Origin of the sequence: Microbacterium sp. 1154, from assembly GCF_031455375.1 — a bacterium.
Classification (GTDB): Bacteria; Actinomycetota; Actinomycetes; order Actinomycetales; family Microbacteriaceae; genus Microbacterium.
This window is the reverse complement of sequence record NZ_JAVDSN010000001.1, coordinates 1,448,007-1,471,427: the sequence shown is the minus strand read 5'-3', so window position 1 is coordinate 1,471,427 and position 23,421 is coordinate 1,448,007. Positions and strand designations below refer to the sequence as shown.

The following is a 23,421-nucleotide window of genomic DNA, read 5'->3' as shown; positions in this document are numbered from 1 at the left end:
GGTGAATCCGGATGCCGGGATCAGGCGCGGCGCTTGAGCTTGCGACGCTCGCGCTCGCTGAGGCCGCCCCAGATGCCGAAACGCTCGTCGTTCTGGAGGGCGTACTCGAGGCACTCGGACTTCACGTCGCACGAGGTGCAGATGCGCTTGGCATCCCGCGTCGAACCGCCCTTTTCGGGGAAGAATGCCTCGGGGTCGGTCTGCGAGCAAAGCGCGTCGGTCTGCCAGGCGAGGGTGTTCTCTTCGGTGGAGTCGATGTCGCGACGGACTCCGGGAACACCGAGGTCCACGGGATCGACGAACCAATTCTCCGGGACACCGGACCGGTACTGCGATGCCGCCATATCGTCCTCCGCCTCGCTCAAGCCCCCATGACGCGGTTCCGCGCAGTCATAATTACACCCGTGTCATTCCGCGGAGTCAAGTCGCGGATCGTAAACCCTCAAGGGCGAGGTGAACCTTCACCGCGCTCTCCGGCGTGTCGCGGATCTCAGTCGCCCGGCATCGCGACGAAGACCTCGCCCCCACCGTCCGACGCCAGCGGCGACTCGTCGGGGGTGATGAGGGCAGCCTCGCCGGGACGCACCGCGATGGTCTTCCCCGACGCCCCGGTGAGCACGGCCTCGCCCGCCACACCGAGCGCGATCGCCACCCCGCTCAGCTCCAGTCGGCCCGGAGCGCCCGCCTCGAGATGCCCCAGGGCGAAATCGGCGATGCCCGGCGCGAAGACCTCGGCGTTCTCCCCCGACGCGGTCGGGCGCAGGAACGGCGGTTCGGCCGGACGGAAATCGACCAGACCCAGCAGCTCCTCCACATCGATGTGCTTGGGAGTCAGGCCGCCGCGCAGCACGTTGTCGCTCGCGGCCATGATCTCGACCCCGAGGCCGGCGACATAGGCGTGCAGCACACCGGCCGGCACGAAGATCGCCTCACCGCGACGCAGCTCGACGAGGTTCATCAGCAGAGCCACCACGATCCCGGGGTCGGCGGGATAGGCGGAGTGCAGGGACCGCGTCAGGGCCAGCTCGGCGGCGAAGTCCGGCGCCTCGGCCGAGGCCGCGGCATCCACGATCTCTTCGATCTCGGCTCGTTCGGCGCCACCGAGCAGCCAGCCGATCGCCGCACGCAGGGGATCGGCCGACGAGAGGTGGGTGCGCAGCGTCTGCACCGCGGGAGCATCGCCCAAGCCCTCGACGAGGGCACGCGTGCGCTCCAGGTCGCGGAGCCCCGCGAGGGCCGTGAACGTGTCGCTGAGAGCGACGATGACCTCGGGCTTGTGGTTGTCGTCCTTGTAGTTGCGCTCGCCCGCACCGCGGGGGACGCCGGCCTCTTCTTCGCGCGCGAACCCCTCGACCGCCTGCTCCTTCGAGGGATGGACCTGGATCGACAGCGGAGCCCCCGCCGCGAGCAGCTTCAACAGATAGGGCAGCTTCGCGGGGACGCCCTGCTCGGCCGCGGAGGCGGGGAGCCACTCGTCGAGCGTGCGATCGGATCCGTCGTGCACCTCGGCCGGCGAACCCGGGTGATCGCCGAACCACACCTCCGCCTCGGGCGCGCCGGTGGGCTCGCGGCCCTCGAGGTCGGCGATGAGGGTGGGGCTTCCCCAGGCGTAGTCGCGGGGGGTGTTCGAGATGGCGATCAGCACGGCGTCAGCATAATGCGCGCACCCGACGCCGACGGATGCCGACCGCTACCCTGAACAGCACCATGGCGATGCACACGAACCACCCGGTGTCGGCGCTGCCGACGGCACCCGCGCGCGAGACGACGGGGCATCTGCTGCTGCGGGCCTGGTGCGTGTTCCTGCTCGTCCTCGCCCTGGGCGGCGTGGGTCTGGTGAACGCGGTGGGCCCGGCCGCCACCGCCGTGGTCGTCGCGGCCACCGCCGTCGTGTCCGCTGCGGTGTGGCTGGTCGTGCGCCCACCCCTCGCACTCCGACGCCTGCCGTGGATCGCCGCGGGCTACCTCGTCTGGGCGACGGCCTCGGTGCTGTGGAGCGCCTGGCCCGCGGCATCCGTGCTGACTCTTCTGCTGCTGTGGGTCACGACGTTCCAGGCACTGTTCGTCGGTGCCGTGCTGACCTGGAGAGACGTCGTGCGCGCGATCGCGTCGGCGGCGAAGTGGGTCGTCGGACTGTCCCTGCTGTTCGAGCTGGCGGTGGCGGTGATCGTGCGGGGCCCGCTGCTGCCCGGCTTCGTCATCCCCGGCGACGCCGTGGAGGGCGTCTGGTCGAGCGGCGCCCTGTTCTCGGGCGGCCGACTCCAGGGGATCTTCGGCGACGCGGATCTGCTGGCCGCGGTGATGCTCGTCGCGATCACCGTGTTCGGTGTGCGGCTGGCGGTCGGCGCCCCGCGCCGCACGCTGCTCGTGGTGTGGATCGTCGTCGCCGGGTTCCTCTTCGTCCGCGCGGGATCGATCACCGGGATCATCGCCGCGGCCTTCGTCGCTCTCGTGCTCGGCACGGTCCTGGTCATGCGCACCGCGAGCCGCCCCGGCGAGCGCACGCGCTGGTATCTCCTGTACGCGGCGATCGGCCTCGGCGGAGCCGGCGTTCTGTGGTTCGGACGCGACGCCGTCTTCGGCGTGCTGGGCCGGGGGGCCGACCTCACCGGGCGGGAGGGCCTCTGGGCCGACGTGCTCGCCCGGGCCGACCAGCATCCGATCATCGGGTGGGGGTTCTCGACGCCGTGGATCACGTCGGAACCCCTCATCGGCGGGTGGCTCGTCGACCGCGGGCAGCCGGTCACCCAGGCGCACGGGATGTGGCTCGACACCTACCTGCAGCTCGGCGGTATCGGCGTGGGACTCCTCGCGCTCGTCTACCTCGCGTACCTGTGGCGCTCGTGGTTCTTCGCCGTCGACCGTCCCCGCTGGGATCTGCGCGACGACCGGCCGCACTCCCCCCTGACCCTGCTGCCGACCCTCGTCGGCGCGCTGCTCGTGGTGCAGGGGCTTACCGACTCGGGTCCCCTGCTGCTGTGGGGCTGGATGTTCGTGATCCTCTTCGGCGCGAAGATCAAGCAGACCCCGCTCGTCGGCGTCGGCCCGAGCGAGCAGAGCATCTCGATCGAGCGCGGCGAGCTGCAACGACCGGCGCTCTGAGCAGCGCGCGGGAGCGTCGAACGCTCAGGGTGCCCGAACGCCCGCCCGGTAGACTGCCCGCTGGCCGTCCGCGGCCGCGGCTCCTCGACCGAAAGATCTCTTCGTGACGTACACCCTGCAGAACGCCGTGCTGCCGCTCGACCGCGACCCCGACCTCCTCCCGTTGTACGTCGACCCCGAAACGTGGTCGACCATCGACGAGGAGCCGGTGCGGGTCACCAACGTCGCCCAGCTCAGCAACATCCTCGATCGGCACCGCGCCCGCATCGTCGCGGGCCGACGCGTCTCGTTCGGCACCTACTTCAACGCATTCCCCGCCTCGTACTGGCAGCACTGGACGGCCGTCCGCCAGGTGCGCTTGACCGTGCACACCTCGGGGGATGCCACGGTGCTGGTGTACCGCTCGAACGGCGGCGGCACCAAGCAGCGCATCGAGACGCGCGAGGTGCGCGGGGACGGCGTCTCGACCTCGTTCGATCTCGTGCTCGATCAATACAGCGACGGTGGCTGGATCTGGTTCGACGTCGCCGCCGACCGCGCGGACGCGATGTTCGAGGGCGCCGAGTGGACCACCGAGCAGGAGCCCGTCCGCGGAGGCAAGGCGAGCATCGGCGTCACGACCTACAACAAGCCCGAATACTGCGTCGAGACGCTCGAGGCCCTCGCCGACGCCCCCGACGTGCTCGACGTCGTGGACCGGGTGTTCATCATCGACCAGGGCACCGACCTGGTCGAGGCGCAGGACGCCTACCCGGCGGTCGCCGAACGCCTCGGCGACACCCTCCAGGTGCTCCGCCAGCCCAACCTCGGCGGTTCCGGCGGCTTCGCCCGGGCCATGGTCGAGACCCTCGCCCGCGAGGGCAGCGACTTCGTGCAGCTGCTCGACGACGACGTGCGCATCGAGCCGGAGTCGATCCGCCGCTCGGTGGTGTTCGGCCGCTACGCCTCGGTGCCCACGATCGTCGGCGCCCACATGTTCGACCTCCTCGACCGCCCCAAGCTGCACGCCTGGGCCGAGGTCGTCGACGACGCGCCCTTCATGTGGCGCGCCCTCTTCCAAGAGCGCCTCCCCCACGACTTCAGCGTCGCCAACCTGCGCCAGAGCCCCCTGCTGCACATGCGCCTCGACGCCGATTACAACGGCTGGTGGATGTGCCTCATCCCCACCAGCATCCTGCGCGAGATCGGCCTGTCCCTCCCCGCCTTCATCAAGTGGGACGACGCCGAGTTCTGCGTTCGGGCTCGGGATGCCGGCTACCCCACGGTCTCCGTGCCCGGCGTCGCGCTCTGGCACGTCTCATGGCTCGGCAAGGACGACTCGATCGACTGGCAGGCGTACTTCCACGCCCGCAACCGCATCGTGGCTGCGCTCCTGCACTCGCGTGCGCCGCAGGGCGGCACGCTCATCCGCCACAGCCGACGCGTCGACCTCAAGCACCTCATGATGATGCAGTACTACCCGGTCGAGCTGCGTCACCGTGCCCTGCGCGACGTGCTCTCCGGCCCCGACCACATGCGCGCGAACCTCGCGACGGCCATGCCCGACGCCCGCACCGTCGCGAAGAAGCACCCCGAGACCGTCGTGCACAAGGACTCGGGCGTGCCCCTGCGCTCGCGCCGCGGACGCCAGGTGTTCAAGCGCCTGAAGAAGCACGAGTTCGACAGCCCGACGGGTCTGGCCCTGCGCACCTTCACGGCGCGCACGCTCGTCGCGCACTGGTTCCACACCCCCAAGCCCGAGAACGTCGCGCAGCCCGAGGTCGAGTTCGGCAAGGGCGACGCCCACTGGTGGCGCGTCCCGCTCTACGACAGCGCGCTGGTGAGCGCGGCCGACGGTTCCGGGAAGAACATCTACACGCGCGACCGCGCCCTGTTCCGGCGGATGCTCGTCGACAGCTGGAAGCTGCACCGCCGCCTCCAGCGCGAATGGCCCCGCCTGTCCCGTCAGTACCGCAGCGCCCTGCCCGACCTCGTCTCCGAGGCGAAGTGGCGCGCGACCTTCGAGGAGCGTCCGTGACCACGGCCCCGTTCGACCCGAAGACCGCGACCATCGTCGTCGTCACCTACAACCGCACGCACCTGCTGACACGGCTGCTCGAGAGCGTCGAACGCATGAACCCGGCCCCCGGTCACCTCGTCGTGATCGACAACGCCTCGACCGACGACACCACCGCGGTGGTCGAATCGTTCCGCGACCGACTGCCCACCGAGCTGGTCTATCGCCGTCTCGAGACGAACACGGGCGGCTCGGGCGGGTTCAGCGAGGGCATGCGCACCGCCTACGAGCTCGGGTCCGAGTGGATCTGGCTCATGGACGACGACGTCGAGGTCGTGACGGACGGGCTCGCCCGCATGGGGCACTGGACGCCGCGCTTCCGCAGCATCCAGGGTCGTCGCTACGACTACGACGGCAGCGAGTTCTACTGGCAGTACCGCGTGGCCGAGTCGATGGCGATCCCGATCCCCTTCGCCCCCGCCGCCTTCGACGACTCCGGCTTCAAGCCGATGAACTCGGGCTGCTTCGAGGGCATGTTCATCCACCGCGACATCGTGGCGAAGATCGGCCTGCCCGACCCGCGCTTCTTCATCTACTGGGACGACCAGCTGTACGGCTGGTTGGCCTCGCGTCACACGCCCTCGGTGATCGTGAACGAGTTCGTGCTGCGTCGCACCCGCGAGATCAAGCAGTGGGACATGGGTATCCGGCACATGAACGCGTCGAGCGACGCGTACCGGTACTACATCATGCGCAACCGCGCCTATCTGCAGAAGTACTACCGCGCACTCGGCGTCTACCGCGCACTGCCGTTCACACTCGGCACAGCCCTGACCTTCGTGAAGGAACTGATCCGCCTCGTCGTCGTCGAGCGCAAGATCACGGGCACCAGCCACCTGTTCCGCGGGCTCCGCGACGGCCGACGCATCCTGCGGGACTCCTCGTGGAAGCCGATGCCGCCCCTGGAGCAGTCGCAGACCGTCGGCTGACGCGTCCGCTCCGCTCGACGGGGAGCGCCGCGCATACCCCGCGGCTCAGCCAATCGTGGCCGGGAGCTGCTCGGCCAGCGAGGGGCTGAGCGTGCGCGCGTAGAGGCGGCTGAGATGGTTGTCGTCTCGGTAGACGGCGACGTTGCCGATCTCCCCCACGCACAGATCGTCGGGGCAGATCCACGGGGTCAGGTCGACCAGGTGGACACCGGCGCGGTCGAGGTCGTCGGCGGGATTCCGGTCGGCGAGCGACGCCGACCGCGGCACCGCGCAGGCGAGCGGATCGTCGGAGGCGACCACGCAGTCGTACATGTTGAAGGCGAAGCGCGGGTTGTCCCGGACGCCCAGCACCTGCACGCCCGCGCCGTCCATCCTGTCCAGGAAGCGTTCGATGCCGGGGCGGAGGCGCTCGTCGTCCTCGCCGGCGTCCGAGCGTGTCACTACGGTCAACGCCGCAGCGGGACGCACCCGTTCGACGAGGTCGATCGCCGCCTCGCGCCACCCGTCGCAGCGCTCGTCCATCCCCGGCTCGTCGAGCCCCATCGAGCAGCCTCCCTTGACGAGGAAGACCACTCCCCACCCGTTGGCCTCGGCCACGGGGAGCAGGGCGCTCGTGATCTGCTGGGCGTGCGAGTCGCCGATCACCGCGATGGTGTGGCGAGCGCGCGGGGTGCCGGTGGTCTCGGAACAGGTCCCCCGCAGCATCTCGACGTCGGTGGCCCACTCCCCCGAGCACTCGCGGTCCAGGTGGACCCACTCGTCATCGATCAGGGTCGGAAGCGGCAGCAGCGGGGCGTCGGCCGGAGGTGGCGGCAGGGAGGGGTCGCGCAGCACGGCCGCCCCCGGGTTGGTCTGCAGGGCCCGCGCCTCGACCGCGCGTTCCTGCATCCAGGTCGAGGTCTGCCAGGTGCCGACGGGAACGGCGACGATCGCGGCGGCGGCCGTCACGACGGCCACCGGTACGAGGGCGGACGCATCGTGTCTGCGCCACGCACGCACCGGGCGATCGACCGCCCAGGTCACCCCTCGCGCGAGCACCAGCGACAGCACGATGATCCCCGCGCCGCCCACCAGGCCCACCTCGGTGCGTTCGTTCACGACGAGGAAGGTCACCAGGACCGGCCAGTGCACGAGGTACAGCGCGTAGGCGTCGCGCCCCACGGCCTGCAACGGGCGCGAGGCCAGCATCCGTGCCAACGAGAACCGCCCGCTCTCACCCGAACCCGAGACGACGATGGCCGCCGCGCACAGCACGGGCCACAGCGCGAGAAATCCGGGGAACCCGCCTTGGACGTCGAGCACGGCCCCCAGCACGAGGAGTCCCGCCAGACCCGCCCACCCGACGATCGCGCGGGCGAGCGCGCCGAGACGGATACGGGGCAGAGCGACGACCAGCAGAGAGCCGGCGGCGAACTCCCACAGTCGCGCTCCGGTGTCGAAATACGCCAGCTGCTGCGCCGACGCGGTTCGGACGACCGAATACACGAACGAGATCGCGAAGACCGCGGCGAAGACCACGCCCACCACGCGGTCGGGAGACCATCCGCGACGCCGGACCACGATCTGGCACACCCAGAGCAGGATGACCCACAGCACGAAGGCCTGGCCCTGCACCGACATCGACCAGAAGTGCTGCAGCGGACTCGGCACGTCGGTGCGCGTGTAGTAGTCCACCGCGTCGGCGGCCAGGAGCCAGTTCTGCACATAGCCGAGAGAAGCCCACGCCTGCTCGGCGACCGGTCGGAACATGGTCTCGGGATACAGCGTCCACACCACGGCCAGGATGCCGACCAGGGTCACGGCGGCGGCCGGGAGCAGGCGCCGGAACACACCGAGCAGGTGTCGGACCGGACGCACCGGAGCGGGGCCCGCCATGCGCCGCACAAACCCGCGGGTGAGGAAGAACGCCGAGAGCATCAGGAAGACGTCCACGCCGCCCGAGACCCGGCCGAACCACACGTGGTACGACACGACCAGCAGGATGGCGACGGCGCGCAGCCCGTCGATGTCGCGACGGTACGCCCAGCGTTCGTCCCCCTCCCGTTGCGCGGGCACGGGGCGGGTGGGCGACCCGAGGGTCAGATGCACGGCGACGTCACGCGAGCTGGTTGTTCCACATCGAGAGGGCGGAACCGATGGCCATGTGCATGTCGAGGTACTGGTAGGTGCCGAGACGACCGCCGAAGTGCACGTCACGCTCACCCTTGGTCAGCTCGCGGTAGGCCAGCAGGCCGGCGCGGTCGTCGGCCGTGTTCACGGGGTAGTACGGCTCATCGGCGCGCGTGGCGAAACGAGAGTATTCGCGCACGACGACCGTCTTGTCGGTCGGGTACCGGTCGGCGCGTTCGGGGTGGAAGTGCTTGAACTCGTGGATGCGCGTGTACGGCACGTCCGCGTCGGCGTAGTTCATCACGCTGGTGCCCTGGAAGTCGCCGATCGGCAGGACCTCCTGCTCGAAGTCGAGCGTCCGCCACGACAGCTCGCCCTCGGCGTAGTCGAAGTAACGATCCACCGGCCCGGTGTAGACCACCGGCACCTGACCGACGGTCGCCTTCTTGTTCAGCGGCTGCGACTCGTCGAAGTAGTCGGTCGAGAGCTTCACCTCGATGTTCGGGTGATCCGCCATGCGCTCCAGCCACGCGGTGTAGCCGTCGACCGGGAGGCCCTCCCACGTGTCGTTGAAGTAGCGGTTGTCGTAGGTGTAGCGGACGGGCAGACGCGAGATGACCTCGGCCGGCAGGTCCTTCGGGTCGGTCTGCCACTGCTTCGCGGTGTAGTCGCGGATGAATGCCTCGTACAGCGGGCGGCCGATCAGGGCGATCCCGCGCTCTTCGAGGTTGGCGGCATCCTTCGCGTCGAACTCGCCCGCGAGCTCGTGCACGAGTGCGCGGGCCTGGTCGGGGGTGTACGCGGCTTGGAAGAACTGATTGATGGTGCCGAGGTTGATCGGCAGGGGGAACACGACGTTCTTGTGCGTCGTGTACACGCGGTGCACGTAGTTCGTGAACTGGGTGAAGCGGTTGACGTACTCCCACACCGTCGGGTTGGACGTGTGGAACAGGTGGGCGCCGTACTGGTGCACCTCGATGCCCGTCTCGGGCTCGTCGGCCGAGTAGGCGTTTCCGCCGATGTGGTGACGACGGTCGATGACCGTGACCTTGCGGCCCGCGGCGGCCGCGCGCTCGGCGATGGTGAGGCCGAAGAAGCCGGAGCCGACGATGAGGAGGTCCATGAAATGCAGCGTCTTTCGTGTCGAGAGGTGGGGCGCGACCCCGCGGGAGACGTCCGATCGATACTACCCGGGGCGCGTCCGAGCCCCCGCGGCCGCGCTCAGCGGCCCCGCAGAGACCGTCCGATACGATGGCGTGTCGAAACGGCCGCGGACGAGACGGAATTGCATGGGTGACTGGATCAGCGCGATTCCGGCGTACCTCGCGGTCGCTGCCGTTCTGATCATCCCCGGCGCCGCCGTGGTCACCGCCGGATGGGGCTGGCGAAGCCCTCAGCGGTTGCTCCTCGCTCCGGCGATCTCGGTCACGATCGCCGCCGCCGCGGCATCCGTCGCTCCCCTCGTCGGTCTGCGATGGAACGTGATCCCCCTCGCCCTGGTCACGGTCGTGGTCGTGGGCATCGCGCTCGTCCTGCGCCGCTTCGCGGGGGTCGACGCCGCCCCCGCAGGCCGCCGGACCGGCCTGGTGGCGCTGCTCTCGCTGGCGGCGACGGCCCTGGTCAGTGCGGTGATGTTCGCTCGCGCGTTCGGGGACCCCGAGAACATCGCGCAGCGCTTCGACAACATCGTCCACCTGAACGCGATCGCCCTCGGTCTGCAGAACGGCAGCGCCTCGCCGTTCCAGATCGGATCCACCTCCGACATCGGCTTCTACCCGAACGCCTGGCACGCGCTCACCACCCTCGGTGCCGAGCTGACGGGCGCCGGCGTCCCCGTCGCCGTGAACGGGGCGAACCTCGCGATCGTGTCGATCCTGTGGCCCGCGTCGGCGATGGCCCTCGCCGGGGCGTTCTTCGCCCAGCGCCGCACCGCGTACGTCGTGTCCGCCGCTCTGTCGACGGGGTTCGGGGCCTTCCCGGCCCTGTTCTTCAACTGGGGGGTGCTGTACCCGAACCTGGTCGGCTACGCGATGCTGCCCGCGGCTCTCGCGGTCATCGTGACGATGCTGCCGGAGCGCGGCGCGCCCGCCCTGGTGCGCTCGGCACTTCTGGTCGCCCTGCTGGCCGGGGGAACCTTCCTCGGCCACCCCAACGCGTTCCTCAGCCTGCTGTTCTTCGCGGCGGCCGTCGTGGTCACGGCCTTCGCGGTGCGCGCGGTTGCCGAGCGTACGCGCGGCTCCGTCCTCGCGCTGGTGGTCTCGGCGGTCGCTTTCGCCGCGGCGCTGGCCGGCACCGTCGCGGTCTTCCGCACGGGCGCCGAGCACTCGGGATGGGCACCGTGGCAGCAGCTCTCGCAGTCTCTCGGCGAGGGCCTGTTCGCCGCGCCCCGCGGGTTCACCCCGACGGTGGTCGCCTCCCTGCTGCTGATCGCCGGCTTCGCCGCCGTCGCGCGCCGCCCGCGTCTGCTCACGGTGCTCGCTCCCTTCGCCGTCGCGGTCATGCTGTTCGCCGTGGCCTCGGGCCTGCGCATCGACAGCCCTCTGCGACAGCTGCTGACCAACCCCTGGTACAACGACTCGAACCGACTCGCCGCCCTCCTGCCGCTGGTGGCCATCCCCGTCGCCACCCTCGGGGCTCTTGCGATCGTCGATCTCGTCCGGGCGGCGGTTCGCGATCGACGCGTTCCCGGATGGCTTCGCGTCGGAGCGGTCGCGGTCGGTGTCGCCGCCGTGTTCTCGGTCGCGATCGGTCCCAACGTCCGCATCGCGCTCGCTCAGGTGCACGAGGCCTACGCCTACACCGACAGCTCCCTCATCCTGTCGTCCGACGAAGAGGCCCTGCTCGAACGCCTCGACGACGAGACTCCCCCCGACGCCCTCATCGCCGGCAGCCCCCGGACGGGCGCCTCCCTCGCCCTCGCCTTCGCCGACCGCCGGGTGACCCAGATGCACGTCTTCGGAAACCCCTCGCCCGAGCTGCTCTTCCTGAACGCCCACCTCCGCGACATCGACTCCGACCCGGCCGTGTGCCGCACCGTCGACCAGCTCGGCGTCGATTACGTCCTCGACTTCGGTACGCAGGACGTCATCGATCCCGCCGGCGCCGCGGCTTACAGCGGCATCCAGAACCTCTCCCCGGGCACGCATCTCGTCCTCGTGGACTCCGAGGGTCCCGCGGCGCGGCTGTTCCGCATCGAGGGGTGCTGACGTGTCGCGCGCCTCGACGGTGGCGGTCGCCTACGACTGCCTGTTCCCGTACTCCACGGGCGGCGGCGAGCGGCAGTACCGTGCGTTCGCCGACGAGCTGGGCCGCGCGGGCCTGGACGTCGACTATCTGACCGCCGTGCAGTGGGATGCCGAGACCCCGCGGGAGGACCACTTCCGCATCGTGCCGGTCACCGGTCGCCTCTCGCTCTACTCCGCCGACGGGGTGCGCCGGATCCCTGCGGCCCTGCGGTACGCGGCGGGACTGTTCGGCGCGCTGGTGCGTCACCGCCGTCGCTACGCCGCCGTCATCGTCAGCGGCCTGCCGATCTTCAACGTGTTCGCGGCTCGACTGGCCCTGCTCGGGTCGGGGACGCGCCTCGTCGTGGACTATCTCGAGGTGTGGCACCGCCGTCAGTGGATCGAGTACTCGGGGGCCGTCACGGGAACGATCGCCTGGGTCCTGCAGCGCGCGGCCATCGCCCTCACCCCGCTGGCCACGTGCCATTCGCAGCTCTCGGCCACGCGCCTGCGGCGCGAGGGTCTGCGTCGCGCACCCCTCGTCAGCCCCGGGCTGATCGACGGCGCCGTCGAGGTGGCTCCCCCCTCGTCCGCGGCGACTCCCCCCTACGTGCTGTATGTCGGCCGCCACATCCCCGACAAGCGCGTCGAGGTACTCCCGGCCGCCGTCGCGGCGGCGCGCGAGAGCCTGCCCGATCTCCGCCTGGTCGTGCTGGGCACCGGACCCAGCTCCGAGGCGGTGCGCGCCGAGGTGCGACGCGTCGGCGGCGAGGAGTGGACCGATTTCCCGGGCTTCGTCTCGGATGCCGAGCTCGACGCGCTCCTGCACGGCGCGCTCGCCCTGGCCAACCCGTCGCGCCGCGAGGGATACGGTCTCGTCGTCGTGGAGGCCAACGCCCACGGCACGCCCGTGGTGCTGGTCGCCGACGAGGGCAACGCGGCGACAGAACTCATCGAGCACGGCGTCAACGGCGTCGTCTCTCCCACCATTCGCCCCGCAGATCTCGCCCGGGCCATCCGGGACGTCGCCGACGGGGGTGACGACCTGCGCCGCACCTCGCGCGCCTGGTACGACACCGCCGTCGGCACACGCACCATCCGCCGAACCGTGGACCGGATCCGCGCAGCGCTCGCGCTGCCCGCCTCCACCGCGGTGAAGACGAAAGAAGACACCCCGTGACCACTCCCGCACCGTCCGACCTCGAGTTGACGATCCTCATGCCGTGCCTCAACGAGGTCGAGACGCTGGAGGTCTGCATCCGCAAGGCGCAGGGCTTCCTCGAGCGCAGCGGCATCCGGGGAGAGATCCTCATCTCCGACAACGGGAGCACCGACGGCTCGCAGGCCCTCGCCGAGAGCCTCGGCGCGCGCGTCTCGCACGCCCCGCGCCGCGGATACGGCGCCGCTCTCATCAACGGCATCGAGACGGCCCGCGGCCGGTACATCATCATGGCCGACGCCGATGACAGCTACGACTTCGAGAACCTCGAGCCCTTCGTCGAGCGCCTGCGCGCCGGCGCCGACCTCGTCATGGGCAACCGCTTCCGCGGCGGCATCGAGCCGGGCGCCATGCCCCCGCTGCACAAGTACCTCGGCAACCCGGTGCTCTCGTTCATCGGCGAGCTGTTCTTCAAGCCCGGCATCCGCGATTTCCACTGCGGCCTGCGCGGCTTCAACCGCGCCCGCATCCGCGAGCTCGACCTGCAGACCACCGGCATGGAGTTCGCCTCCGAGATGGTGGTGCGCGCCTCGCTCGCCCGCTTCCGCATCGAAGAAGTGCCCACGACGCTCAAGAAGGACGGCCGATCGCGCCCGCCGCACCTGCGCAGCTGGCACGACGGATGGCGGCACCTGCGGTTCCTGCTGCTGTTCGCTCCCCGCTGGCTCTTCGTCTACCCGGGTCTGGTGGCCTTCTTCTTCGGCGCCATCGCGGTCGGCGTGCTGTCGTTCGGCGGCATCCGGATCGGAGACGTGGGCTTCGACGTGACCACGATGGTCTACGCGAGCGCCCTGTGCGTGATCGGTTTCCAATCCCTGCTGTTCTTCTGGCTGACGAAGCTCTACGCCACGCAAGAGGGCTTCCTGCCCACGAGCGAGAGGTACCGGCGGATCGTGGCCAAATGGTCGGCCGAGCGCGGCCTGCTGATCGGTGTGGGCCTGTTCTTCCTCGGCATCATCATCGGCATCGTGCAGGTGGCGCTGTGGGGCAATCTCGACTTCGGCGCGCAGAACGCGGCCCAGGCCGTGCGCATCGCCGTGCCCAGCGCACTGTTGATCATCCTCGGCTTCCAGACCGCGATGATGAGCTTCTTCTCGGGCGTCCTGACCACGCCCCGGCGCGAGCAGCGCCCCGAAGCCGTCATCGAGAGCTAATGGCCGACCGCCGCATCCTCGTCGATCTCCTGGGGTTCACCGGCTCGCGCGGGGGCACCGAGACCTACGTCCGCGAGCTGCTCCCGCGTATCGCCAATCTTCTGCCGGGTACGCGCTTCGCCGCCCTGACCGGCCGCGCCGGAGCCCATCGCGTATCGGCGTTCTTCCCGGGGCACGTGCAGACCGTGCCGTGGGTCGGAGCCGACCCCGCGACCTGGGCCCTGGGCGCGGTCGCGGCGACCGACCTGCTCGCGCGGCGGGGCCGAGCCGACCTCGTGTGGGCGCCCGCCAACTTCGGGCCCGTCTTCCGCGGCGTCCCGCGCGTGGTCACGGTGCACGACGCCATCTACGACGAGGTCCCCGGCGGTCTCGCCCAGCGCGCCCAGCGCGCGGTCACCTCGACCCTCATGCGTCGCTCGGCGCGGACCGCCGACCGCGTGCTCACGGTGTCGCACGCGGCGGCCGACAGCATCGGACGTTTCCTCGCCGTACCGGCCGAGCGCGTCTCGGTGGTCCACAACGGCAGCTCGGAACCTCGCCCGGTGGACGACCCCCGTGGCATCCTGTCGTCCTTCGCGCTGCCCGCGGGCCGTCCCCTCGTGCTGAGCGTGGGCAACCGCATGCCGCACAAGAACTTCCCGGGACTGCTCGAGGCCCTCGCCACGATCGCCCCCGCCGCGCGTCCCGTGACCGTCGTCGCCGGCAGCCGCCTGCCCGACCCGCTCGCCGGTGACGTGGCCCGTCTCGGTCTGGAGCGCGACGTGATCCTGCCCGGCTGGGTCAGCGACGAGCAGCTCGAGGCGCTCTACCAGGCCGCCGACCTGTACGTCTGCCCCTCCCTCGCCGAGGGCTTCGGCCTCCCGGTCGTCGATGCGCTACGCCGGCGTGTGCCGGTCCTCGCTCACGACGTCCCGGTGCTGCGTGAGGTCGGCGGTGACGCCGCTCACTACGCCGATGCGACGGATGCCGCCATCTTCGGTGCCGCGCTCACGGCGGCGCTGCGGGCTCCCGCCGACGACGACGCGCGCGCCGAGGCCCAGGAATGGGCGGCGCGCTTCACGTGGGATTCCGCGGCGGAGGCGACCGCGGAGGTCCTCGAATCCGTGCGCCGGGGGGCCCGACGGTGACGGCCGCCCCCTCGATGAAGCGCCGCTTGCTCGGCTTCCTCCTCATTCCCGCGATCGCGGCGCTCTCGCCGCTCATTGCTCTGCCCGCTGTCACCGCGATCGCCGGCCAGGCGGGCTGGGCGAGCGCGATCGCCGGAGAGTCCATCGGAACCTTCGCGGCCATCGCCATCGGTTGGGGATGGGCCACCGTGGGCCCGGCTCTCATCTCCGTCGCCGGCGACGACGACCAGCGCGCTCGCCTCTACCGCGAGTCGATCGCCGTCCGTCTGTCGATCTCGGTCGTCGCCCTGCCCGCCCTCGCCGTCATCTGCTGGTTCGTCGCCTCTCCGGGCTCGGAGTGGCTGACCATCCTGATGGGGATGCAGGGTGCGCTCATCGCCCTGTCGTTCACGTGGTTCTGCGCGGGTGTCGGCGACCCGCGGACCATCGTCGTCTTCGACGCCGCGCCGCGTCTGCTGGCGAACCTCGCCGCCGCCGGCCTCGTCCTGGCGACCGGGGTCGTCGTGCTCTACCCGCTCGCCGGCATTCTCGTCACCCTCGTGGGGACCTCGATCTTCACGGTGCGGCTGCTGCGCCGGCATCCGGGACCGTGGCCGCGCCCACGCGATCTGCCGCGGCTCCTCCGTACGAACCTCGCGGTGGCGTTGAACGACGCCGGTCTCAGCGGGTACTCGAGCGTCCCGGCCCCCGTCGTCAACGTCACCGCGCTCCCCGCGGCGGCCAGCGGCTACGCGACGGCCGACAAGATGCTCAAGCTCGGGCAGTTCATCCCGATGACCCTCGCCAACGCGCTGCAGGCGTGGGTCGGCGAGGCCCACGGACCCCACCGCGGCCGTCGGATGCGTCTGGCCATCGGGCTCTCGGCCGCGACCGGTCTGCTCGGGTGGGCGGGTCTGGCCCTGGTCGGACCGTGGCTGACCCAGGCGTACCTCCCCGCCGCTCCGGCCCCCTTCGACATCCTCTTCGTCATGGGCCTGGTCTTCTTCTTCTTCTCCGTCCGCACGGCCGTCGCCCGCCTCGTGCTCTTCCCGGCGGGGCAGGCCTCCGCCGTCATGCGCGCCACCCTCATCGCCACGGCGGCCGGAATCCCCCTCATGATCGGCCTGGGCATCGTCTGGGGCCCGATCGGCGCCGCTCTCGGGTACGCGTTCACCGAGGGCGCCGCCGCGTTGCTGCTGACCCGACGCTGCCTGCGCGTGCTGCACGAGCTGCGTCACACCCCCGCCGAGGCGACGCCGTGAGTGCTCACACGGGACGCCCCCATGAAAGGACCGCGCGATGACCGTCGCCATCAACGGCCGCTTCCTCCTCGATTCGTTCGGCGGCGTTCGACGCTTCGCCACCGAACTGACGCACCACCTCGCGCAGTCCCGTGACGATGTGGTGCTGCTGGCGCCCGCATCGGCCGACACCTCCAGCGTGGCGGGGATCCCCATCGAAAAGGTCGGGCGCCTCGCCGGTCCCGCGTGGGAACAGCTCGAGCTGCCCCGGTGGCTGCGTCGCCACGGCTCACCGCTGCTGCTGAACCTGGCGAACATCGCCCCCGTGTCGTACCGCCGTCAGATCACCGTTCTCCACGACATCGCCCCCGCGATCCGGCCGCAGGACTTCACCTTCCCCTTCCGTGTGCAGTGGCAGCTGGCGGTCCGCTACGGGATGCTGCGACGCGGCCAGCGGCTCGTCACGGTCAGCCACGCGTCCCAGCGCGAGATCGCCGAACGATTCGGCGCGGATCCCGCGTCCATCGAGGTCGTCTACGAGGGAGCCGACAGCCTCCCTCTGGTACCCCGACAGACCCCCTCCGACGAGCGCGGGACGCGCGTGGTCGCCTTCGGTCGTCACGGAGCGGCCAAGAACACCCGCGCCGTCATCGACGCCCTCGTGCTCCTGCCCGACTCGTCCGACGTCGTGGTGGAGTTCGTCGGCAACCTCGACCCGGAGCTGGCGCCCCACGCGGCTTCTCGGGGCGTCGCCCCCGAACGCATCCGGTGGACCGGTCCGGTCAGCGACGACGAGCTCGCCGCGGCCTTCGCCCGGGCCGACGCGTTCGTCTGGCCGTCGCTGCACGAGGGGTTCGGCCTGCCTCCCCTCGAGGCGCAGCGCCTGGGTGCGCCCGTCCTCGCCTCCGACATCCCCATCAACCGCGAGATCCTCGGCGACTCCGCACGGTACTTCCCGCCCACGCAGCCGCAGGAGCTGGCATCCCTCCTCTCCGAGATCTCGGGATCGGCCGATCTGAAGACGACCCTGTCGGCCGCATCCCACGCCAACGCGGAGCGATTCACGTGGGATGCCACGACCGCGGCGTGGAACGCGATCCTCGACCGGGAAGGGCGCTGATTCCCGCACCGGGCACCGCGACAGGCAGAATCGTCTGGTGAACATCGGTTTCGTCGTGACGACCCTGGGGCGGCTCGAGCCCCTCCGCGCCCTGCTGACCTCGCTGGAGGGCCAACTGCGCGAGGGCGACCACGTCGTCCTCGTCGCGCAGGGGGCACAGGACGAGGTGGCCGCCCTCGCCGCGGAGTTCGCCGAACGGGGCGTCGCCGTCTCAGCCACGACCTCGGGGCGCGGTGCCTCGCTCGGTCGCAACACGGGAGTCGCGGCCCTGCCCGCCGGCGAAGCCGTCGTGACCTTCCCCAACGACAACACCACCTACCCCGCGGGCACGGTCGCGGCCCTGCACGACGCCGTCGACGACCCGACCTTCCGCGCGGGCGGGTTCACCTCGTGGGACGAGCGCGGCCCCAAGACGACGCTTCCCGACCCGGGCACGCCGCTCGACAAGTACAACGTATGGGCCGTCATCGAGATGGGCATCCTGCTGCGCCGGTCCCTCTTCGACGCCGTCGGAGGGTTCGACGAGCGCATGGGGCCGGGAGCCTCGACGCCGTGGCAGGTGGCCGAGGGGACGGACCTCCTGCTGCGTGCCCTGGCGCACGAACCCGTCCTGGCCCGTGATTTCCGGTGGCTGCCGGCATCCGTCCACGTCGACGGCATCTCGACCGGCTTCGGTCTCGGCGCCGCCGAGCGCCGCCGCAAGCTCCGCGCGTACGGACGCGGCACGGGCCGCGCCTTCGCCGTGCACGGCTACCCGCTGTGGTGGCGGGCGGCCTTCACGGGCGCGGGCCTGCTGTACGGCGTGCGGAACCCCCGCCCCATCACGGTCCTGGACGGGTGGCCCATGTTCGTGGGGCGGCTCGAGGGCGCCCTGGGGCGCACGTTCGGTCAGGCGCGGATGGTGTCGACCACCCGCTGACCGCCGTCCCCGGGCGCAGATGACCCCGCTGATAGGCTGACGAAGTGTCATCGAGAGTCTTGATCACCGGCGGAGCCGGCTTCATCGGATCCCACCTGTCGGAACGCCTCCTCGCCGAGGGCAACGAGGTCATCTGCGTCGACAACTTCTTCACGGGTTCCCGCCGCAACGTCGAGCACCTCTTCGACAACCCGCGTTTCGAGCTGATGCGTCACGACGTGACCTTCCCGCTCTACGTCGAGGTCGACCAGATCTACAACCTCGCGTGCCCCGCCTCCCCGGTGCACTACCAGCACGACCCGGTGCAGACCACCAAGACCAGCGTCATGGGCGCCATCAACATGCTGGGCCTGGCCAAGCGCCTCCGGGTGCCGATCCTGCAGGCCTCGACGTCCGAGGTCTACGGCGACCCGGCCGTGCACCCGCAGACCGAGGACTACTGGGGCAACGTCAACCCCATCGGCACCCGCTCCTGCTACGACGAGGGCAAGCGCGCCGCCGAGACGCTGTTCTTCGACTACCGCCGCCAGCACGACCTGTCGATCAAGGTCATCCGCATCTTCAACACCTACGGCCCGCGCATGCACCCCAACGACGGCCGAGTCGTGTCGAACTTCATCGTGCAGGCCCTGCGCGGAGAACCGATCACCATCTACGGTGACGGCTCGCAGACGCGCTCGTTCTGCTTCGTCGACGACCTCGTCGACGGAATGGTGCGCCTGATGAACACCGATCACTCGGTGACCGGGCCGATCAACGTCGGCAACCCCGGCGAGTTCACGATGCTGGAGCTCGCGAACGCCGTGCTCGAGATCACGGGGAGCGCCTCGACCATCGAGCACCGGGCACTCCCCCAGGACGACCCCAAGCAGCGCCAGCCCAACATCGACCTCGCCCGTCGTGAGCTCGGGTGGGAGCCGACGATCGCCCTGCGCGCGGGCCTCGAGCGCACGGTCGACTACTTCCGCGGGGTTCTCGCCTCGGCATGACCCTCGACGTCTTCATCCCGTTCTGGGGCGACCCGGGCCTGCTGTACGACGCCGTGCGCTCGGTGCAGGCGCAGAACGACCCCGATTGGCGTCTCACCGTCATCGACGACTGCTATCCCGACGTCTCGGTCGCCGACTTCTTCCAGAACCTCGACGACGCACGCGTGACCTACACGCGCAACACCGAGAATGTCGGCATCACCGAGAACTTCCGTGAATGCGTGCGACGCGCCGAGGCCACACACCTCACCATCCTGGGCTGCGACGACCTCCTGCACCCCAACTACGTCGAGGTCGTGAAGCGGACCATCGCCGCCGTCCCTCACGCCGACGTGATCCAACCGGGAGTGCAGGTCATCGATGAGCACGGCGCCCCGTCGCAGCCCCTGACAGACCGGGTCAAGCACGACCTCCTGGCCCCGCGGCGAGGCACGGACATCGCGGTCCTCCGCGGGCCCGAGATGGCGACCAGCCTCATCCGCGGCAACTGGCTGTACTGGCCGTCGCTGACCTTCCGGACCGAGACCATCCGCCGATTCGATTTCCGCGACGGCTTCCCCGTCATCCAGGACCTCGCCCTCCTCATGGACATGGCGTTCGCGGGGGCAACCCTCGCCTACGACCCGGAGATCGCTTTCTCTTACCGCAGGCACAGCGAGAGCGCCTCCCAGAAGACGCTGTTGGACGGAGAACGTTTCGCCGACGAGCGGCGGTACTACGCACTCGCCGCCCGCCTCGCGGGCGACCTCGGATGGCGGCGGACACGCAGGACAGCGCGGTTGCGCATCGTCTCGCGGCTCCACGGCGCCGCCGAGCTCCCGACGGTGCTGAGGAAGGGGACGCGCGCGGGGATAAAATCTGCCCTTGCGCACGTGCTCTCGATCTGAGGCACCGGGGCGCTGAACGGCCGCCCGCACACTCATCCGTCCCCGCCCGAAATGGACCACCAGACCCATGGCACGAATCTTCGTCGACCTGCTCTCGCTGACCGGAAAAAAGGGCGGCATGGAGATCTACGCGCGTCAGCTGTACCGGGAGATCGGTCGTCTTGCTCCCGAGCACGAGTACGTGGGCTACTTCAGCCGCGAAGGATACGCCCTCGACCGGTCCTGGTTCCCCGGAGAGACGATCGACTCCGGTATCAGCGGAGAGAACCGATTCCAGTGGGCCTGGGGTGAACTCACGTGCGGCCGGGCCGCGTCCCGTGCCCGGGCGGACCTCCTCCACTCACCGATGATCCTCGGCCCCGCTCACACGCGGATGCCGGCGGTCCTCACCATGCACGACATGCTCTACTGGAGCCACCCTCAGTTCATGTCGACGCCGCTCTACACCGCGCCGGTCAAGCTGATGGAGCGCCTCGCGGCGCGCAACGCGACTCGAGTCCTCACCATCAGCGAAGAGTCCCGCCAGGCGATCCTGCGATACCTCAAGGTCCCCGCCGCGCGCGTCGACCTCGTCCCCCTCGCCGGAACCGCGGTGCCCGGGGCCGACCGCTCGCGCGCGGGCGAAAACGGACCGATGGTGCTCGCCACGGGCAACCGCAGGCCGCACAAGAACTGGCCCTCACTCATCCGCGCTCTGCCTCTCGTGCCCGAACAGCACCGCCCGCGCGTCGTCGTGACAGGGAGCCACGGAGACGATCCCCTCGTCGACGTGGTCGCGGAGACCGGGATGCAGAAGTGGGTCGAGCTGAAGAGCTGGGTCAGCGACGAAGAGATGCGCGACCTCTACTCGACCGCCACGGCGCTGGCGATGCCGTCTTTCGCCGACGGGTTCTCCCTACCCGCCCTGGAGGCGATGATGGCGGGTGTCCCCGTGATCATCAGCGACATCCCGGTGTACCGCGAGGTCGTGGGCGACGTCGCTCTCTTCATCGACCCCGACGACCTGCAGTCGATCGCCGACGCCATGGTCACGGCATCCACCCGGCCCGATGTCATGGCCGACCTCGCAACCCGCGGTCCGGCCCGGGCGGCGGAGTTTTCGTGGGAACGCACGGCGCGCGGCACCCTCGACAGCTTCGACAAGGCCCTGTCCCACGGCCGCTGAGGGCGACGTTCGAGCGCCCGTCGGCCGTGGGCGACCCGTTTCCGGCGGGCGGGGAGCTCCCGCGCGCCGGAAACGATCAGTTCGCCGCGACGCGCTCGATCGTCTCGGCGACGAGGTCGAGGCCGCCCGTCACCGGGTAGTGGTGGTTGCCGACGAAGAGCCCGTCGGTGTGGACGCGGTCGGCCGCGGGCAGCGCCTCGGGCACGACGGCGTCAAGGTGCGCCATCACCGGGTTGCGCGTGAAGTTGCCCGCGACGATCGGACGGGATTCGATCCCGGCCTCGTCGAAGGCACGCACGACCTCGGCCCGTCGGCCCGACAACGGACCCTCCAGGATCATCGAGAACCCGAACCAGCTGCTCTGTCCCGTCTCCCGCTGGATCCGGACGGCGTCGATGGCGGCGAACCGCTCCTGGAAGTAGGCCGCGTTGTCGCGACGCCCCTGGATGAGAGCGGGCACCTTCTTCAGCTGCTCGATCCCGAGGGCGCCCTCCATCTCGAGGGGACGCACGTTGTAGCCCGGGAGGACGAACCGGAAGAGGTCGTCCCAGGCGTCACCGCTCTTGTTGTGCACGTGGTTGCGATCGGGCAGCTCACGGGTCCACCCGTGGGACCGCAGCGACAGCATCTCCTGGTAGAGCTGCTCGTCGTCCGTGACGATGAGTCCGCCCTCCATCGTGGCGATGTGGTGCGAGAAGAACGAGCTGAAGGTGCCCGCCAGGCCCGCGGTTCCGGCATTGATCCCGTCGTGGACGGCGCCGAGGGACTCGCAGTTGTCCTCGAGGAGCACGAGACCGTGGGTCTCGGCGATCGCGCGCAGACGCGTGAGGTCGTTTGGATTGCCGAGCAGATTGACGGCCATGATGGCCTTCGTCCGCGGCCCGATGGCCGCCTCGAGCAGCTCGAGGTCGACGTTGAGCGTGTCGAGGTCGATGTCGACGAAACGGGGCCGGAGGCCGTACTGCGAGAGCGGGTAGTACGTGGTCGGCCACGACACCGCGGGCACGAGCACTTCGTCGCCGCGCGACAGGTCGAAGCGCGGGTCGAGAACGGCGGCCGCGACGGCGATGAGGTTCGCGGAGCTGCCGGAGTTGACCATCACGGCGAACTGCGCGCCGAAGTGCGCAGCGAAGGCGCTCTCGAACTCGCGAACGCGGGGGCCGTTGGTGAAGCGCCCGCCGGCGATGACGTCCTGCAGCGCTGCGTATTCGGCGTCATCCCACGTCGTGGTGGCAAGGGGGTAGGCCGGTTCGCGGTTCATCGGAGTCCTTCGGTGTCGGAGCGGGTGAGGAAGGCGTCGTAGCACTGCGCCATTCCGTCACGGATGGTGGTCTGAGGCGCCCAACCGTGGGCGCGCACGCGAGTCGAATCGATGAGCCGTCGGGGAACGCCGCTCGGCTTCGAGGTGTCGAACGCGAGTCCTCCCCGGTAGCCGACGACGTCGCTGGCCACCTCGTAGAACTCGCGGATGCTGTGGTCGTACCCCGCCCCGATGTTCATGAACTCCGGCCAGGAGGTCATGTCGTCGAGCGATGCGACCATCCATCGGGCGAGGTCGGGGGCGAACGTGAACTCGCGTCGTGCGGTTCCGTCCCCCCACACCTCGACGTGATCCGCAGCCGACGCGTGCGCACGATGGGTCTTGAGCAGCGTCGAGGCGATGAGATGCGAGCGCGAGGGGTCGAACGAGTCGCGCGGACCGTAGAGGTTCGAGGGCAGGATTGACCGGTATGCCGCCCCCGTCTGCCGCGCGGCGTAACCCACCGCGGTGAGTCCGGTGAGCTTGGCCAGGCCGTACCCTTCGTTCGCCGGCTCCAAGCGGCCGTCGAAGAGCGACTCCTCGGCGATCGGGTTGGGTGCGGCCGCCGGGTATGCGGCCGCGGAGGCGACGTAGAGATAACGCGGCACCCCCGCGGCCACCGCCGCGCCGAGCACAGACGCGTCGATACGGAGGTTGTCCAGCAGATAGGGCAGCGGCCGGGCGACCTTGTCGCCGATCCCACCGACAAAGGCAGCGGAATGGATGACGACGTCGGGCGCGACGTCCCGCACGATGTCGCGCGTGGCGGCGGGGTCGGTCAGGTCGACGTCGCCCCGCGAGGGCACGACGAGCTCGTCATCGGGTCGGTGCGTTCGCCACGCATCGACGATGCTCGAGCCGAGCATGCCGGTGCCGCCGGTGAGAAGGGCGCGCACCCGCC

The 23,421-nt window shown here is 70.2% G+C and carries 19 protein-coding genes; 13 read left to right on the top strand and 6 right to left on the bottom strand.

Annotation, left to right across the window (positions count from 1 at the left end; all coding sequences use genetic code 11):
• Positions 1–20 precede the first annotated feature (20 nt).
• Both J2X55_RS06735 and manA read right to left on the bottom strand, forming a co-directional pair.
• Complete coding sequence (locus J2X55_RS06735) at positions 21–344, bottom strand: WhiB family transcriptional regulator (RefSeq protein ID WP_115915654.1); 324 nt, start codon at positions 342–344, stop codon at positions 21–23.
• A gap of 146 nt (positions 345–490) precedes the next feature.
• Entirely contained in the window at positions 491–1,645 is a 1,155-nt protein-coding gene (gene manA, locus J2X55_RS06730) for a mannose-6-phosphate isomerase, class I (RefSeq protein ID WP_115915655.1), read from the bottom strand.
• 62 nt (positions 1,646–1,707) lie between these two features.
• Between manA and J2X55_RS06725 the strand changes: the two genes are divergently transcribed.
• The 3 genes from J2X55_RS06725 to J2X55_RS06715 all read left to right on the top strand — a co-directional run bounded on the left by J2X55_RS06725 (position 1,708) and on the right by J2X55_RS06715 (position 6,087).
• Complete coding sequence (locus tag J2X55_RS06725; RefSeq protein WP_115917274.1) at positions 1,708–3,102, top strand: O-antigen ligase; 1,395 nt, start codon at positions 1,708–1,710, stop codon at positions 3,100–3,102.
• Positions 3,103–3,205: 103 nt separating this feature from the next.
• Entirely contained in the window at positions 3,206–5,119 is a 1,914-nt protein-coding gene (locus tag J2X55_RS06720) for a glycosyltransferase (RefSeq protein WP_309822540.1), read from the top strand.
• Positions 5,116–6,087, top strand: coding sequence for a glycosyltransferase family 2 protein (locus J2X55_RS06715; RefSeq protein WP_309822539.1), 972 nt, complete (start codon positions 5,116–5,118; stop codon positions 6,085–6,087). Before J2X55_RS06720 ends, J2X55_RS06715 begins: the two co-directional genes overlap by 4 nt.
• A gap of 45 nt (positions 6,088–6,132) precedes the next feature.
• Here J2X55_RS06715 and J2X55_RS06710 read toward each other — a convergent pair whose 3' ends face one another.
• Positions 6,133–8,175, bottom strand: a complete 2,043-nt coding sequence (locus J2X55_RS06710; RefSeq protein WP_309822536.1) for an acyltransferase family protein — start codon at positions 8,173–8,175, stop codon at positions 6,133–6,135.
• Positions 8,176–8,182: 7 nt separating this feature from the next.
• Positions 8,183–9,319, bottom strand: coding sequence for a UDP-galactopyranose mutase (gene glf / locus J2X55_RS06705; RefSeq protein WP_115915658.1), 1,137 nt, complete (start codon positions 9,317–9,319; stop codon positions 8,183–8,185).
• 166 nt (positions 9,320–9,485) lie between these two features.
• On the opposite strand from glf, the gene J2X55_RS06700 reads away from it, so the two are divergent.
• The 10 genes from J2X55_RS06700 to J2X55_RS06655 all read left to right on the top strand — a co-directional run bounded on the left by J2X55_RS06700 (position 9,486) and on the right by J2X55_RS06655 (position 21,220).
• On the top strand, positions 9,486–11,402 hold the full coding sequence (locus J2X55_RS06700) for a DUF6541 family protein (protein ID WP_309822535.1): 1,917 nt from the start codon (positions 9,486–9,488) through the stop codon (positions 11,400–11,402).
• Position 11,403: 1 nt separating this feature from the next.
• Complete coding sequence (locus J2X55_RS06695) at positions 11,404–12,600, top strand: glycosyltransferase family 4 protein (protein WP_181906330.1); 1,197 nt, start codon at positions 11,404–11,406, stop codon at positions 12,598–12,600.
• Positions 12,597–13,793 carry a glycosyltransferase family 2 protein gene (locus J2X55_RS06690; RefSeq protein WP_115915660.1) on the top strand — a complete coding sequence of 399 codons (1,197 nt, stop codon included), beginning with the start codon at positions 12,597–12,599 and terminating at the stop codon, positions 13,791–13,793. Before J2X55_RS06695 ends, J2X55_RS06690 begins: the two co-directional genes overlap by 4 nt.
• Complete coding sequence (locus tag J2X55_RS06685) at positions 13,793–14,920, top strand: glycosyltransferase family 1 protein (RefSeq protein ID WP_309822530.1); 1,128 nt, start codon at positions 13,793–13,795, stop codon at positions 14,918–14,920. The genes J2X55_RS06690 and J2X55_RS06685 overlap by 1 nt, the downstream gene beginning before the upstream one ends.
• Positions 14,917–16,161, top strand: coding sequence for a lipopolysaccharide biosynthesis protein (locus J2X55_RS06680; RefSeq protein ID WP_115915662.1), 1,245 nt, complete (start codon positions 14,917–14,919; stop codon positions 16,159–16,161). The genes J2X55_RS06685 and J2X55_RS06680 overlap by 4 nt, the downstream gene beginning before the upstream one ends.
• Positions 16,162–16,198: 37 nt before the next feature.
• On the top strand, positions 16,199–17,260 hold the full coding sequence (locus J2X55_RS06675) for a glycosyltransferase family 1 protein (RefSeq protein ID WP_309822528.1): 1,062 nt from the start codon (positions 16,199–16,201) through the stop codon (positions 17,258–17,260).
• A gap of 37 nt (positions 17,261–17,297) precedes the next feature.
• Positions 17,298–18,179: a glycosyltransferase gene (locus tag J2X55_RS06670; protein ID WP_309822526.1), complete on the top strand. Its 882-nt coding sequence runs from the start codon at positions 17,298–17,300 to the stop codon at positions 18,177–18,179.
• A gap of 44 nt (positions 18,180–18,223) precedes the next feature.
• The gene (locus tag J2X55_RS06665; RefSeq protein WP_115915665.1) at positions 18,224–19,168 is read left to right on the top strand and encodes a UDP-glucuronic acid decarboxylase family protein; all 945 of its coding nucleotides are present in this window, start codon (positions 18,224–18,226) and stop codon (positions 19,166–19,168) included.
• Positions 19,165–20,055: a glycosyltransferase gene (locus J2X55_RS06660; protein WP_115915666.1), complete on the top strand. Its 891-nt coding sequence runs from the start codon at positions 19,165–19,167 to the stop codon at positions 20,053–20,055. Before J2X55_RS06665 ends, J2X55_RS06660 begins: the two co-directional genes overlap by 4 nt.
• A gap of 67 nt (positions 20,056–20,122) precedes the next feature.
• On the top strand, positions 20,123–21,220 hold the full coding sequence (locus tag J2X55_RS06655; RefSeq protein ID WP_115915667.1) for a glycosyltransferase family 1 protein: 1,098 nt from the start codon (positions 20,123–20,125) through the stop codon (positions 21,218–21,220).
• 76 nt (positions 21,221–21,296) lie between these two features.
• Here J2X55_RS06655 and J2X55_RS06650 read toward each other — a convergent pair whose 3' ends face one another.
• Both J2X55_RS06650 and J2X55_RS06645 read right to left on the bottom strand, forming a co-directional pair.
• A complete protein-coding gene (locus tag J2X55_RS06650) occupies positions 21,297–22,481 on the bottom strand; it encodes a DegT/DnrJ/EryC1/StrS family aminotransferase (RefSeq protein ID WP_309822523.1) in 1,185 nt (394 codons plus the stop codon).
• A complete protein-coding gene (locus tag J2X55_RS06645) occupies positions 22,478–23,416 on the bottom strand; it encodes an NAD-dependent epimerase/dehydratase family protein (RefSeq protein WP_309822521.1) in 939 nt (312 codons plus the stop codon). The genes J2X55_RS06650 and J2X55_RS06645 overlap by 4 nt, the downstream gene beginning before the upstream one ends.
• Positions 23,417–23,421 lie beyond the last annotated feature (5 nt).

Excerpts from the sequence above, each read along its gene's own strand:
- J2X55_RS06725 (WP_115917274.1), top strand. The coding sequence starts at position 1,708 with ATGGCGATGCACACGAACCACCCGGTGTCGGCGCTGCCGACGGCACCC.
- J2X55_RS06650 (WP_309822523.1), bottom strand. The coding sequence starts at position 22,481 with ATGAACCGCGAACCGGCCTACCCCCTTGCCACCACGACGTGGGATGAC.
- J2X55_RS06685 (WP_309822530.1), top strand. The coding sequence starts at position 13,793 with ATGGCCGACCGCCGCATCCTCGTCGATCTCCTGGGGTTCACCGGCTCG.
- J2X55_RS06735 (WP_115915654.1), bottom strand. The coding sequence starts at position 344 with ATGGCGGCATCGCAGTACCGGTCCGGTGTCCCGGAGAATTGGTTCGTC.
- J2X55_RS06655 (WP_115915667.1), top strand. The coding sequence starts at position 20,123 with ATGGCACGAATCTTCGTCGACCTGCTCTCGCTGACCGGAAAAAAGGGC.
- glf (WP_115915658.1), bottom strand. The coding sequence starts at position 9,319 with ATGGACCTCCTCATCGTCGGCTCCGGCTTCTTCGGCCTCACCATCGCC.
- J2X55_RS06675 (WP_309822528.1), top strand. The coding sequence starts at position 16,199 with ATGACCGTCGCCATCAACGGCCGCTTCCTCCTCGATTCGTTCGGCGGC.
- J2X55_RS06660 (WP_115915666.1), top strand. The coding sequence starts at position 19,165 with ATGACCCTCGACGTCTTCATCCCGTTCTGGGGCGACCCGGGCCTGCTG.
- J2X55_RS06700 (WP_309822535.1), top strand. The coding sequence starts at position 9,486 with ATGGGTGACTGGATCAGCGCGATTCCGGCGTACCTCGCGGTCGCTGCC.